This window comes from Ruminococcus flavefaciens ATCC 19208, from assembly GCF_000518765.1.
Taxonomy (GTDB): Bacteria; Bacillota; Clostridia; order Oscillospirales; family Ruminococcaceae; genus Ruminococcus; species Ruminococcus flavefaciens.
In genome coordinates this window covers 169,387-185,337 of the sequence record NZ_JAEF01000015.1, presented here as the reverse complement: position 1 = coordinate 185,337, position 15,951 = coordinate 169,387, and the positions used below count along the sequence as shown (strand labels likewise).

The window sequence follows — 15,951 nt, the reverse complement described above, 5'->3', positions numbered from 1 at the left end:
ATGCGTCTGCTGATTGAGTCTAATCAATAATTGCGATTGTGAGTTGAAAATTGCTATTTTTTATATCCTTATAGTAAATATTATATAGCGTTAAGCGAATTGTATAAAAATACATAATACAAAGACGCGTTTTTGTGCTTATTATTGTACCATAATTAAATTAAAAAGTCAACCTGCGAAAAATAGTGAAGGAAAAGTGGATGTTTTATTTTTATATGTCCGAAAAAGCCGATATAACATTGATTATCAGTCCGAAAAGAAAAGAGCTCCCAGAATAGGGGAGCTCCTTTCGGAAAAGTTTACTTTTTCTTAATAAATTCTATTATAGTCACGACAGTTTCTTTAGTTGTTGAAACGTAAACATAGAATGCAAGAACATATGAAGCGTCAATAGAATTTATCATACCGTCACCGTCTACATCTGCTGCAAGCTTCTGTGCCTCGGTGAAGCTGCCTTCCTTATTTGTGGAAATGCGTGCATAATAAGCGAGTATAAGTGAAGCGTCTACAGCATCAACAGTACCTGTATTGTTGATATCGCCGGGGGTATATGTTATTGGCTGTGTAGTTGTAGTAGTTGTTGTCTGTTCGGGCTGTGAAGTTGTTGAAGTGGTTGTTGTGGTTGTTTCTGTAGACTCAGAGGTTGTTGAAGTAGATGTAGTAGTTGTTTCTGTAGACTCAGAAGTTTTTGATGTAGATGTAGTAGTTGTTTCTGTAGACTCAGAAGTTGTTGATGTGGATGTAGTAGTTGTTTCTGTAGACTCAGAAGTTGTTGATGTAGATGTAGTAGTTGTTTCTGTAGTCTCAGATGTAGTTGAAGTTGTAGTGGTTGATGTTGTAGAAGTGGTAGATGTAGTTGTCTTGCTTGTTGTAGTTGTGGTCTTTGAAGTTGTGGAAGTGGTAGATGTAGTTGTCTTGCTTGTTGTAGTTGTGGTCTTTGAAGTTGTGGAAGTGGTAGATGTTGTAGTCTTGCTTGTTGTAGTTGTTGGTTTTGATGTTGTAGAAGTGGTAGATGTAGTTGTCTTGCTTGTTGTAGTTGTTGGCTTTGATGTTGTAGAAGTGGTAGATGTAGTTGTCTTGCTTGTTGTAGTTGTTGGCTTTGAAGTTGTGGAAGTGGTAGATGTTGTAGTCTTGCTTGTTGTAGTTGTTGGTTTTGATGTTGTAGAAGTGGTAGATGTAGTTGTCTTGCTTGTTGTAGTTGTTGGCTTTGAAGTTGTGGAAGTGGTAGATGTTGTAGTCTTGCCTGTTGAAGTTGTTGTAGTTGATGTTGTTACTGTCTTGGCAGGAGCGTTTACACCTACGTTTATATCGCAGGTCTTTCCGTCGGAAGCCTTGACATTGATAACAGCTTTACCTGCTGCTATAGCACTGATAACACCGTTCTCGTCAACTGTTGCCACCTTCTTGTCTGAAGATGTGTATTCAAGCTTAGTATAATCAGATTTGATAGTGTAGGTATCTCCTGCTATCATTGAGATGTCCTTAGGACCTAAAACAACTTCTCCGTCAAGAGGAACGAATTTGTATTCGTTTGCTGCTGCAAATTTCTTTGCAATAGAATCAGCGTAGCCGTAGATAGTGCCTGCGTAATGCTCATCAAATGACTTGTCAGCTATAGAGCAATCCTTGCTGTAGATATATACATCTGCTGTATCGCCTATGAAAGTACCTGTCTTGATGAAGTTAACACCGTCAGGTACCTCAACATATCTGAGAGCAGGGCAGTTGTTGAATGCATAATCTGCGATCAGTTCAATATCTGAATCGTTTATATCGACTTCTCTGAGAGTTTTCATACCAGAGAATGCATACTGTGGTATCTTATCTCCGCCTGTAACAGTTATCTTTGCGATCTTATACGGTGAGAAGTCCATTTTATCGTTTTCCCAGCTCCAATTTTGTGAAAGGAAGAGATCGGCAACTGAGCAGTGCTGATTTATGTCACCGTCCATATCAGTACAGGTCTTTACTGTTCCTGCATATGGGATAGTAAGTGTTTCAAGCTTTGTGCAGCCGTTAAGCATAAGTGTTCCCATAGATGTTATGGAATCAGGGATAGTAAGAGTATGTATTCCTGTACAATTCTTGAAAGCATATTCTCCGATAACTCTAAGGTTCTTTGGAAGCTCGAAGTTTGTCATCGACTCACAGTTTGTAAATGCATATGAGTTTATGTTTTTCAGAGATGTAGGTAATTTGAGAGTTGTGAGATTTACACAGTTGTTGAATGCGGCATCTCCTATAGTTGTTATCTTAGTGTTGCTGAGATCTATCTCCTCAAGGTATTTCATTCCCGAGAAAGCATATTTAGGTATTACATCTCCACCTGTGATAGTAACTTTTGTAAGAGCATATGTTGAGAAATCCATATTGTCATTTTCCCAACTCCAATTCTGTACAAGGAATAAGTCAGCAACAGAACAGTGCTGGTTGACATCTGCGTCACCCTGAGTACCCTTTAATGTTGTAGCAGCATATGGAAGAGTAAGTTCCTTCAGTGATGTACAGCCGTTGAATATCTGTGTACCAAGTGATGTAACTGTAGGAGGTATAACAAGCTTTTTAATGCCCTTACAATTCTGGAATGCATAGCTTCCGAAGCTTGTATAGGACTTAGGTATAGTGATGTCGCCGAAGTTCTGACACTCTGCGAATGCGTAACTGCCTACTGTCTTGATATGTCCGTTATCAGGAAGTTTTGTGATTGGTGTACCATAGTAAGAATAATTGCCGATTGATGTAACAGTATCAGGTATCTTTATTTCAGCAAGTTTACTGCAATTCCAGAATGCGTAATCACCTATTGTATTAATAGAAGTATTGCTGAGGTCGATCTCTTCAAGAGTCTGCATATGTGAGAATGCGTATGAAGGAATCTTGTCACCGCCGGTTATGGTGATTTTTCTGATAGCATAGTTTGAGAAATCCATACCGTCATTCGGCCAGCTCCAATCCTGAGTAAGGAAGAGATCGGCTACAGAACAATGCTGATTTACTTCGCCGTCAGAAAAAGTACAGCTTTTTAATGTGCCTGCGTATGGAAGCTGTAATTCTTCAAGTTTTGTACAGCCGTTGAATATCTGTGTTCCCAAAACTGTAATTGTATCAGGAATTATCATTGATGTGATTTTTTCACAATTCTGGAAAGCACGTCCACTGATAGTATCAAGTCCGTCATTCAGAGTAATCTCAGGTAATGCTGTGCAGTTTCTGAATGCATATTCACCGAGCGTATGAAGTGAATCAGGTAAAGTTATCTTTTCAAGTGCAGTACAGTCGTTGAAAGCGTACTTGCCAATAACAGTAAGTTCTGTACCGCTGAGGTCGATCTCCTTAACGCTTGTCATGTGCGAGAATGCATATGCCGGAATTATTTCGCCGCCTGTTATAGTGATCTTTTCAAGATTATATGATGGAATAAATTCCATATCTGAATTATCCCAACTCCAATCTTGACTGAGGAATAGGTCAGCAACTGAACAATGCTGATCGAGAGCACCGCTTGTAAGAGCACAGCTGTTCTTTGTTGCTGCATATGGGAGAGTAAGATCTGTCAATGCAGTACAGCCATTGAACATTTGTGTACCAAGTGTTGTAACTGTTGCCGGAACAACGAGTTTCTTTATTCCAAGACAATTCTGGAATGCATATGCGCCGATAGATGTGTATGATGCTGGGAATGTAGTGAATGTAAGCTTTGAGCAGTCAGCAAATGCATATTCACCTATTGTCTTTATCTTTCCGTTGTCAGGAAGAGATGGTATAGCGGTATTGTAGAATGCATGACCGCCGATATTCATAGTTGTTTTAGGGAGCTTTATTGTTGTAAGGTTTTTACAGTTCCAGAAAGCATAGCTGTTTATATCGTATATTTTTGACTTGCTAAGGTCGATCACCTTAAGAGTGGTCATATTTGAGAAAGCATAGTCTGGTATTCTGTATCCGCCTGTTACAGTGATGTTTGAGATGGAGTAGTCGGAGAAGTCCATGCCATCATTTGTCCAACTCCAATCCTGAGCAAGGAATAGATCTGAAACCGAGCAGTGCTGGTCAATTTTGCCTTCTGCGTCTGAACAGCTCTTGGAAGTTGCTGCATATGGTATTTCAAGATTTACAAGAGAAGTACAACCGTTAAATATGAGATTACCCATATATGTAACAGAACTTGGGATAGTGAGGTCTGTTAAGTTAGTACAACTGTAGAATGCCCCCTTTCCTAAAGATGTATATGTCGAAGGAACAGTTACCTTTTTCAGATTTGGGCATTCACCAAATGCATAATTTCCTGCTGATGTAATTGCACCGTTATCAGGAAGAGCAGTTATCGGGTTTCCGTAATATGAATAGTTTCCGAGTGTTGTAACTGTCTTTGGAAGCTTGACTTCTGTGAGATTATTACAATTCCAGAAAGCATAGTCTCCTATTGCACTGATAGAAGTGCTGCTGAGGTCTATATTCTTCAGTGTAGTCATGTGAGAGAATGCATAAGAAGGGATAACTTCGCCGCCTGTTACAGTGATATTTGCAATAGAGTAATCGGAGAAGTCCATACCGTCATTTGTCCAGCTCCAATCCTGAGAAAGGAACATATCTGCTACTGAACAATGCTGATTGATCTCAGCGTCCTTGAGAGTATAGCTCTTATCTGTTGCTGCGATTGGGAGAGTGAGATCGGTAAGAGCAGTACAGCCGTTGAAAGCAAGTCTGCCGATAGCTGTAACTGAATCAGGGATAACAAGCTCTGTTATGCCTGTACAGTTCTGGAATGCGTATTCGCCGATGCTTTCGATCTCCTTGCCTAAAGGAAGATTTTTGATAGCTGAGCAGCCCTTGAAAGCATATGCTCCTATCCTTTTAAGGTGCTCAGGAAGGAGGAGTATATCCTCTGTTGGTTTAACACCATGTGTACAAGTCGAATTATTTAGTGAAGTAAAGCCGTCAAATACGTGATTTCCTATGCTTGTGATAAAGAGATCTTCTTCAGGTGCTTTATCCTGGAAAAAGATCTGCTTTACCATTGCTCCATGTGAGAAAGCAGGTGAGTTGAAATCATACATATCGCCGTAGCCATAAATATTAAGATACCCATTATCGTAAATAGTACCTGTAATGTGGTCGCCAAGCTGTATTGATTCTATCGTTCTCGGAGCAGGCTTAGGATTTGCAGGCTTACTTCCGCTTGAAGCAGAAGGGAATACTTGCTGCGTTGTTGCAGGAGGTGAAACAGGTTCTCCGCTATTATTATTGTCATTGTTATCTTGTGATGAAATTACACCGCCGTCTTCGTTTACAGTTATTGTACCTGAGACGGTAACTGTTTTGCTTGAATAATAAACGTCAAAGTCTTCATGGAAAGTTTTTCCGTCAACTGTTACATAAGCAGTGTATGACTTGCCTTTACCGTCAACTGCACCTTTACAATAGACTCTTTTTCCCGAAGGTATTGTAACGTCGTCAATTTTTATTGAAAGCTGATTTTTGGGAACAGTTGTTTCTCTTGGGGTTCCATCAGCACTTATAGTTTCACGTGTGATTTGAGGATCTATTGTAATTTGGTATGCTTTGATAGGGCATTCAGAGAGAAGATTTAACTGTAGTTTTGAAAGGGATGAAGATAACCAGTTTGAATCGTTCTCTGGATCAATAGTTTCAGCAGATGGATCAAATTCACCAAGTGAAAGATGATAATCACCTGCTTTGTCAGAGTACGATAATAAAGTAATACTGTTAGAAAATTTTAAAATAGGAAGTTTGTCAAGGAGCTTAATGTCAAGGCCAAAAGAACCAACAAGTGAAATTTCACCAGTTATACAGGTATCGCAGGCGTGTATTGAATCACCTGACATACTTGAAGTACATAATATATTTTTGGTTCCTGTTATATTCGCTTTGTTTTTTCCTGCTGTGTCATCGCATAGATGACCTGTTATTTGTATTCCAAATTTTCCGAACATTGATATTGAAGCAAGATCTTCATCTATTATCGCACATCCGAGGCTAACTTTTAGTCCAAAGTATATAGTACCAGATATTTTGACATCGGTACAGGTTCCTGAAGACAGACCTATCTTAGTTAGTCCATTATCATTATCATAGTAGAAGCCAATTTCAACAGTGGCTTTATATGACACTTTTAATTCACCTTTTATTTCAAAAACAAATTTTACTGTTATTGGAACTGTAAGTCCAGGGATAGATGTAGCGACAGTGATGCCAAAAAGCTTGATACCATCTTCTTCTGCTTTGTCTGTAACTAATGCACCAGTTCCTGTTAGAGCTATAGATATAGAAAGCTCTGATTCTAATTTCAAATCAAATTCAACATTTACATCCAAACAGTCCTGATAGAAATTTACGGTCAGCGAATATTTGATAGTTGCAGAAGGAGTTATCTTAATATTGGCGTTATCTGGTCCAAATTGTAAAGGGAAACTATCAGAAACTATTCCTGTTACGGTGTCACTGTAATTATATTCGTTATATTGTTGCATTTCTTGAGTAATATGATATGCAAGATCATCCGAATCAACTACTATCTTATCATCTGAGCCGTCCTCGCTTTTCTGAATTTCATAGCCGATACCTGTATCTGAATTATCAACAACACCATCAGCAACAGTTGAAACAGATTCGAATTTTACGAAATCAAACATCTCTTGTATATCATTGTTACCTTTAATAGTTGTTATGTTGTTTTTGGTGCTGATATCATTTACTTTGATAGCAATTATATCCTCTTCGTTAGGCTGACAGTAGAGATACTGACCATTTTCCACATTGAGAAGGATTTCATCTGCGTTTTCAAATTTATAGATGTTATTGTCATAGTCAACGGAAATGAGCTGATTCTTGTCTTCAGAAACATCGACCTTGACTGTATCGTCGCTTAGAACGATAAAGTTGGTATTTTCACTTTCATCAAAGTTAACTACCTTATCCGAGTCGAAATCATTGATGTCTGTGGCGATGAACTCGTGTACCTTTTCTGTATACTGTGTTCTGGTATAATCAGCGCAGAGTCTTGTGCCAAATCTGTCAAGAAGATGAGCTTTGACAACGAAGTATTCAGGAAGAAGCAGAGTATCAATATGACCTACGCTTTCAATGACTTCTCCTTTTTCAACGTTGATCTGAGTTGATGTGATCAGCTTGTTGGACTCATCATCAAAGAAATCGACTTCTACTGTACAACTTTCAGACTGAGTAGAAAAGACATGGATATCTCCTGTTTGGGGATCAAAATCAAGAGCTGTGATCTCAAATTGTCCTTCAATTAAGTCGTTTTTGAATGATAGTTTTTGGACTTTGTTTTTGTCTTCGATTGTTTCCTGGAAATATTTTCCAAGAGAGTTTGTCGCCTTCAGTTCTGCATCGGAAGCATTGACATCAGCCGAACTGCTTCCTCCCGAGCCTTTTTGATAAAGCCCCGGATAAGAACCTGAAGTGACCGCCGATGCACATAAGACAGCACTTAGTGCAATAGCAATGGTTCGTTTGAACATTTTACCACTCCTTACATAAAAATTAGGATAAAACCAATTGTGTGAACTTAATCTCACAATTTACGTAAATTATATCGTATTTTATACGAATAGTCAATATAATATAAGAAAAAAGTTAACAAACCACGTTTGAATTTGTATGATATACAACTTGTCGAAAAGCTATAAATAGGCTTTTGTGGTGAAATATGAAATGAATAGTTTTCTGTATCGAAAGAGAGCAGTGATGAAATACGGCTGTTAAATCATAAAATGAAAAGCTGAAAATAACGCAGCAGCGTTAAAAAATCCCGATTGGCATTTTTGATGAATTTTATCTGTGCGATTTGTGTATTATGCAGACTCGTTTTTCAAAAATCATAGGCTCTGATCTTCGTGAAAAAAGAGAAGCGTATGAAAAAAATAATACTTTCAGGATTTTTTTGTACAAACTGCAAAATGCATTTATTTGTCCGAATCTTATAAAAGAACAATAATATGGTAAAATTTCTATGTTAAAAGATAAAAATAATATTATGTTTTGTTTTTTTTAAGTATTTTTTTACATCTTGTAAAACAGCTCCTTTTGGTTAACTATTGTAAGTAGATACGTTGTTTTGGGCTTGTTTACGCCGTAGAGATATGCATATCCGATAGCAATTTTTGATTAGTTTGAACTATTAGGGCAAAAAATGACTTGTAAAATATATTGCCAAGAAATATAATTATGACATAAAGAAAGCACCAAACAGGGAAATTACTTAATTCTGAAATTACTTATTATTTTTGTAAAAAAACAAAGGAGTGATTAAGAATGAAGCTTACAAAACTCAAAAAGATCATTAGCGCAGGCGCTTCTGCAATGATGATCGCAGCAAGTATCCCTGCTGTTGCTTCAGCTGCTGATCAGCAGACAAGAGGTAATATCGGCGGATACGACTACGAAATGTGGAATCAGAACGGTCAGGGTCAGGTTTCAATGAACCCGGGTGCAGGTTCATTTACTTGCTCATGGAGCAATATTGAAAACTTCCTTGCACGTATGGGTAAGAATTACGACAGCCAGAAGAAAAATTACAAGGCTTTCGGAAATATCGTTCTTACATACGATGTTGAGTACACACCAAGAGGAAATTCGTATATGTGTGTATACGGATGGACAAGAAATCCTCTCATGGAGTACTATATCGTAGAAGGCTGGGGCGACTGGAGACCACCCGGAAATGACGGTGAGAATAAGGGTACAGTAACTCTTAACGGCAATACATATGATATACGCAAGTCAATGCGTTATAATCAGCCATCACTTGATGGTACAGCAACATTCCCACAGTACTGGAGCGTTCGTACACAGAGTGGTTCGGCTAATAACCAGACAAACTACATGAAGGGTACTATCGACGTATCAAAGCATTTCGAGGCTTGGGAAAAGGCTGGTCTCGATATGTCAGGTACACTTTACGAGGTATCACTCAATATTGAAGGCTACAGATCAAATGGTTCCGCTAATGTAAAGAGTGTAACTGTTACAGAAGGTGCAGGCGGCGGTGGCGGCCAGCAGTCAAATGACTGGGGCGGTCAGCAGCAGAACAACGACTGGAACAATTGGGGCGGTCAGCAGCAGAACAATGACTGGAACAATTGGGGCGGTCAGCAGCAGAATAACGACTGGAACAATTGGGGTCAGCAGAACAATGACTGGAACAATTGGGGCGGTCAGCAGCAGAACAATGACTGGAACAATTGGGGTCAGCAGAACAACGACTGGAACAATCAGTCTTGGGACTGGAACAACCAGGGTCAGCAGAATAATACATGGGATTGGAACAATCAGAACAACAACCAGTGGAATGGTGTTGTAAACAATGATTGGAACAATCAGAGCTGGGACTGGAATAACCAGGGTCAGCAGAACAATGACTGGAACAACTGGGGCAACCAGAACAATGACTGGAACAACTGGGGCCAGCAGAACAATGACTGGAACAATCAGTCATGGGACTGGAACAACCAGAACCAGAATAATACTTGGGACTGGAATAACCAGAATAACAACCAGTGGAACGGCGTTGTAAACAATGACTGGAACAACCAGAGTTGGGATTGGAACAATCAGAATAACTGGAACCAGAATAACGACTGGAACAATAACAACCAGTGGAACCAGAACAACGATTGGAACAATAATAACCAGTGGAACCAGAACAATGACTGGAACAACAATAACCAGTGGAACCAGAATCAGGGCTGGGACTGGAATAATCAGGGTCAGCAGCAGAACAACTGGGACTGGAACAACCAGAACAACAATCAGTGGAACCAGAACCAGGGTTGGGACTGGAATAACCAGAACAACAACCAGTGGAACGGCGTTGTAAACAATGACTGGAACAACAATAACTGGAACTGGAACAACCAGGGTCAGCAGAATAATGACTGGAACAACTGGGGCAACCAGAACAATGACTGGAATCAGGGTCAGCAGAACAACGGCGGTCAGCCTCAGGGCGGCGGCGTACAGGCTGGCAAGAAGCTCTGCGCTATCTCATTCGATGACGGTGCATCAGCTACAAGCAAGTCAGATCCGGGTTACAGAATCATTGACGCTCTTATCAAGAACAACATGACAGCTACATTCTTCATCGTAGGTGACTGGATCAAGACAAACGATCAGGTCAAGTACGAGTACCAGAACGGTATGGAAGTAGCTAACCATACAAAGTCACATCAGTCACTGGGTTCACTTGGTTCACAGCAGATCAGAAGCGAGTGGGAGCAGTGCAACAGCAAGCTCAAGAGCATCATCGGTGCTGAGCCTTCACACCTCATGAGACTTCCATATCTCGATGGCGGCGGACAGGTTAAGTCAGCTCTCTACGATGTACCGCTTATCAGCTGTGCAATCGACACTCAGGACTGGAACGGCGCATCTAAGGATCAGATCGTAAACACAATCAAGCAGGCTGCTCAGAACGGCTCACTTGAGGGTGCTATCGTACTCTGTCACGAGAACTATGCTACAACAGCAGCAGCTATGGAAGAGGTTCTCCCATGGCTCGCACAGAATGGTTACCAGAACGTAAACATCTCTGATCTTGCAGCTGCAAAGGGCAAGACTCTTGCAGGCGGACAGATCCACACACGTGTTTGATCTTAACTTACTAATAGACCGATAAACTATCGTGCCGATCATCTGATCGGTGGTCGGCACACTTTAATCAAGATTTCTCCAATTTTAATATCCCCTGAAAGGCAGTCGTTTTACGGCTGTCCTTTCTTTTTTATGGTATATTATAATAGGAAGAGAAGAAAAAAAGTGTTTTAGAACAAAAAGAAATTCTTTTCTCTGTCGGTGAAAAATAAGTCGGCGGAGGAAATTTTTTTGTGTTTTTTTATCCCACGAATATAACGTATCACGGTCGTTTGAACGTTTTGCGGCTCTTTGCTGTAAAAAAATTTTTCCTTTTTTTGTCCGATTGTGGTAAATGGGTGCGATTATTATTTATAGAAGCGATCGCCCATAAAAACAGAAGGGAGGAATGCAGGTGACTGACAAGGAACTCAGAGCAAAGATGAAAAAGTCCCCTGCGGAAGCAAGAAGAGCATTTTTTGATGAATATTGCAATTACGTATACGCTATTGTGATAAACAAGCTTAGAAATTCATGTAGCCGTGAGGATATAGAGGAATGCGTAAGTGATGTTTTTCTTGATTTCTTCAGAAGTTTTGATACTATAAGTAAGCGAAACGAAGAACTTAAAGGCTTTATAGGCGTTATAGCTAAACGCCGTGCTATAGATACATACAGACGTCTTAGCAGAAGCATTGGGAAAACGGTTTCAATCGATGATGATGACCTCGACGAAATTGCGTCGTCTGAAAACGTTGAGCGTGAAACAGAGAGATCCGAGAGAAATGAATTGCTGCTTAAAAAAGTGCATGAACTCGGTGAACCTGATTCGACCATAATCATTCAGCAGTATTACTATAACCGAACAACTATTGAGATCGGAAATGCTATATCAATGACTGCTGCCGCAGTTCAGAAAAGAAGCGTGAGGGCGCGAAAAAGGCTTAGATCAATGCTGACTGAGATCGGTGTCAGTATATAGGAGGATAAAATGTCAGAGAAAACCGATTTTTTTGATGAAATTATTGATGAGAAGACAGTGGAGAAGATATCAGAGGACTATCCCGTACTTTCAGATGAAGAAAAGGATAGGATATTCTCTATTGTTGAGAGAAAACTGAATATAGATAAAGCTGTAAACAATGACCACAGCGGAGAGGTAAGCGGAGTTGAGGAATATACAAGACCGCGCTTTATGAATATTATAAGCATTGCTGCGTCGGCAGCCGTATTGTTCGGAGGTATCGGCAGCAGCCTGTGCCTTATGCGTAATATGAAAAAAGGCGCCCCTGATGATCCTGCACCGGAAATCGTCACAGAGTCTGTAATTCCTTCTTCTGAAAAATCTGTTGTATCGGATGAGACAAGAAAAACGGCTGAAAACCAAAACAATTATCCCGTACCAAAGGCCACAAAAGCCGTGGAAGACCACCTTGCCGAAACTGATGCAAAGGATAATACAGCAAAAACTCCCGCTGTGGCCGCTGTTTCAATGAAAAATGATGAAGCAGCGGAACAGGATATAACATCTGCTTTTATTGCAGATACAACAGAGGCAGAAACGAATGAGCCTCATGAAGATATTCAGACAGATACAGCGGTCACCACGGCGGTGACGGCTGTATCACGTGAAAGTATACAGACTACAGCTGTACAGAGCACAGATGATTACGAAAAGCTTGTTGATACGGCAGAGTGCCTTATCGCAGATTATGATGCCATAAGGAATATCACAGATGTAAAACTTCCTGTTATTGAGGGCAGTACTATAACTGTTACCCACAAAATGGCAACTCCGTCAGGTGATGGAGTGTTTAACAGGCTTCTGGAATACGGACAGGTAGATCCTGATGTATACCCCGATATACAGACCTTGAAGGAACGTTTTTACTCTGTGATGTGCAGCTCGATTATAGAAAGCGATGTATTTGGCGATGAGTTCTCCTCAGGCTCATCTCCCGAAGGTATCGTGGTCGATCACGCATATTCGTACATCACATATGACGGCAAGCTTTACAGGCTTCTGGGACGGGAAAAGCATGAGCTTGAACCGCTGCCGTATGAAAAAGCAATTGTTTACAATGTAAGCGAATGTGCGTTTACAGCTGAAAAGAATTATATTGATCTTACTGACGGCAGTACCGTTACGGTAAAATACGGTGTAGTAAGAGATTTTAAGGCCAACAAGTGGTCTTTATTGAATGTCACATCGGACTGAAATGATAAATAAAAGGATAAATATGATCAGCAATATAGTATTGCATTACAGAAAGGAAAAAATTATGATTAAGAAGATTTCTGCATTCGCAGCAGCACTCGCACTCACAGCTTCAGCAGTAAGCGTACTTCCTGTCGCAGGCGAAGCTAACATATTCACAGCATCAGCAGCAGAGAACACTGAGTTACCAAGAAAGCTTGACTTGACAACAAGCCCGTTTTTCCCTGAAATAGATAATCAGAATTACGGTGACTGCGGAGCTTTCTCAACAACATGGTATCAGTTTACTTATGAGGCAAGAAAAGCACTTTATAATAAGTATAATCAGTATTTTGACGTTACTTATTCTCCTGTTTCAACCTTTAATCTGCTTAACCGCGGATTAGGTGAAGCAGTATGCCCTGATCAGGTATATGATCTTATTAAGGAAAACGGTGCTTTGACTGTCGATCAGTTTGCATATTACGATGAAAATCATAAAGCTATCTCTGACAGGATATTCCCTAATGATGCTGCAGAGCTTTGTAAGGGTCTTGGTGTAAGAGTAGTAAATGTTAATGATAAAAAATTCAATTGCTCAACTGCAAATGGTACACGTAAAGGTATCCAGTTTATAAAGGAAATGCTCAACAATGACAGCCCTGTTGTAACTGTCGGAGATTTCTGGTATGGTGATTATCTTGATTATGATTATGACTACGATAATAATAAATGGGTATACTACGTAAAAGATGACGCTAAGAGCTGGGTTAAGTCAACAACCAATGCAAAGGGCGAAGAAGAGTTTGTATTTACTCAGGCTCTTATGAAGAAAATCGGAAAAGACGACAAGGGAAAAGATAAGGAAAACAAATTCGGTGAAGGCTGCCACGCATTCAATATCGTAGGTTATGATGATGATTTCGAGGTAGAGCTTGACGATCATACAGTTATGAAGGGTGCATTCAAGGTTGCCAATTCATGGGGTGAATGGGCAAACAGCGGCTGCATCTGGATCATGTACGATGCTCTTAACCTTGAAAGTGCTCAGGGACTTACATATGATTCCGAAAAATATACAAGATACGGTGCATTTGAATGGGCAGGTCAGGCACACAACTGCTTCATATATACTATCGAAGCAGGTTTACCTGATGTTAAGCTCATATCAGAAGCAGACATTATGTCTACAAACTACTATGGTCTTAATGTTGAAACCAAGGACTTCGCAACCGATAAAATGAGAAGTCTTAATTACAATGACTTCTACAGTGCACCTGATAAAGATGGCAACAGAACATACGGAGGAGCAGTATTCAATGGTCCTATCATCACTGATATCTCAAATATGTATGATAGCAATTACATTGATGGCAAGACCTTCTCAATTACCGTAAGCAACAATGACCGTGATTCAAAATTCTTTGTAAAGTCTGTTGCTCTGAGAGATAATTTAGGAAACCTTGTTGCTGTAAAGGATCTGGATTATGATACAAATGATTTCGTTTCTTCACTTAGCAGCAAGGACAACAGATATAAGGAAAACATTACAGCTTCTATCACACTTGATCTTAAGAGAGGTGATATTGACTATGACGGAGATATTGACCTTGATGATCAGGATATGATAAGAGAGTATCTTGCTGCAAACGATCAGCTTGCTAAGGATAAGTTCTCATCACTTCAGAAGGACCTCATGGATACAAACAATGACGGTGTAATTGATAAGAAAGACCTTGAGCTTGAAGATTTCTTCTTTACAGAAGACGGAAGATACGAGGATAAGAACGGTGCAATTTTCACAGGCTGGCATCTTATCAACGGAAATTATTATTTCCTGGATGAAAACGGTTACAAGGTAACAAACAGATTTATCGAAGATGAGAACAAGGGTGAGACACTCTTTGTTGATGAAGACGGACGCGAAGTTGTAAATCGCAGATTTGCTTTCAACGGTAATCAGTACTGTGCAGATCAGTTCGGACACATTGTAAAGGACAGAGAGGTAGCATTCTATATCTACGGCATCAACCGTACATATTACTTTGACGAGAATGGCGTTCAGGTAGTTGGCTGGAACGCAGACAATACAAAGTATTATTCTGATGCAGGTATGCTCACAGGCACTCATACAATTGACGGCGTAAGCTATACATTTGATGAGAACGGCGTACTTGTTCAGGGCTGAGACTAAGCTGTCACTGAACTTTATATAAAAGCCTCATTTTCGGAGTACAATTTTCTGTGATCTCCAGTACTCCGAATGAGTATATATGCTGATTTCAGACAAAATGAGCGCGCTGAAAGCAGCTAAAGCCCCGACATTCCTGAGTCGGGGCTTTTTGTATATATAGCTGTTCAGCTTCTGAAAAGGGTCAGAATCCGTATAGGCTTTTGTGCATTCTGTACAATATATATGTTTTTTATATTAGTACATTTCGTTTGGCAATACCATTTATTTTGGTTGACACATGAGAAGTGTTGTGATATAATAATATTGTCGATACGGACAATGAATTTTTTGTTACTGATGCATATAACATGGATTTTATAAGGCAGTGTACTCTCAATGCTGCTGAGTGCTTCTTTCCTCAAAGAAGCAGTAAAAACAGTAAACTCCATACAAACATATACCATTATCAGACGATGCCGCACTTTAAGTGCGGTATTGTCGTTTATACCGTTTTAACGTCTTGACCTGTGTCACAGACGTTTTTTTGTTATATAATGTATTATCATGTTGCAGAAGCGCTTGTTATAGAGTATAATAAAGTATGTGTAAAATAACAGACGATCATTGCGCAACATTTCAAAATTGTAATGTTGCGTAATGTTAAAAGCACGACATTAATACTGATAAGAGATATAATAAGATCATGGAAACGACAACAAAGACCGAAAGGAAATGATCTTATGAAAAAAATGTCAATATACACATTAAAAAACATTGCGAGGATAAGCAAGCTTATCTGCGTTCTGCTGAGCTTTGCGGTATTATATGATATATTCAGGGTGAAAGCGGTAAATGATCAGAGAAACGATCTGCTGACTATTATCTGGAGTCTTGATCTTGTTGCTGATTATTTTCTGAACAGGTATGTGTGCAGCCACAGCCATAATAACACAATAGGAATGAATTGAGG

Annotated in this window: 6 protein-coding genes; 5 read left to right on the top strand and 1 reads right to left on the bottom strand. The window is 39.7% G+C overall.

Translation table 11 applies throughout. The features are described 5' to 3' along the window. Window positions 1-299 precede the first annotated feature (299 nt). A complete protein-coding gene (locus L870_RS16605) occupies window positions 300-7,502 on the bottom strand; it encodes a leucine-rich repeat protein (RefSeq protein ID WP_037271124.1) in 7,203 nt (2,400 codons plus the stop codon). Between the two features lie 793 nt (window positions 7,503-8,295). On the opposite strand from L870_RS16605, the gene L870_RS18925 reads away from it, so the two are divergent. The 5 genes from L870_RS18925 (at window position 8,296) to L870_RS0104245 (ending at window position 15,949) form a co-directional block, all read left to right on the top strand. Beyond that, window positions 8,296-10,632 (top strand): glycoside hydrolase family 11 protein, encoded by a 2,337-nt coding sequence (locus L870_RS18925; RefSeq protein ID WP_155250143.1) that lies wholly within the window; start codon window positions 8,296-8,298, stop codon window positions 10,630-10,632. 388 nt (window positions 10,633-11,020) lie between these two features. Beyond that, a complete protein-coding gene (locus L870_RS0104260; RefSeq protein ID WP_242836483.1) occupies window positions 11,021-11,593 on the top strand; it encodes an RNA polymerase sigma factor in 573 nt (190 codons plus the stop codon). Between the two features lie 9 nt (window positions 11,594-11,602). After that, on the top strand, window positions 11,603-12,829 hold the full coding sequence (locus tag L870_RS0104255; protein ID WP_028517079.1) for a hypothetical protein: 1,227 nt from the start codon (window positions 11,603-11,605) through the stop codon (window positions 12,827-12,829). 64 nt (window positions 12,830-12,893) lie between these two features. Then, complete coding sequence (locus tag L870_RS0104250) at window positions 12,894-14,996, top strand: hypothetical protein (RefSeq protein ID WP_155250142.1); 2,103 nt, start codon at window positions 12,894-12,896, stop codon at window positions 14,994-14,996. Between the two features lie 725 nt (window positions 14,997-15,721). Next, window positions 15,722-15,949 carry a hypothetical protein gene (locus tag L870_RS0104245; RefSeq protein WP_028517077.1) on the top strand — a complete coding sequence of 76 codons (228 nt, stop codon included), beginning with the start codon at window positions 15,722-15,724 and terminating at the stop codon, window positions 15,947-15,949. Window positions 15,950-15,951 lie beyond the last annotated feature (2 nt).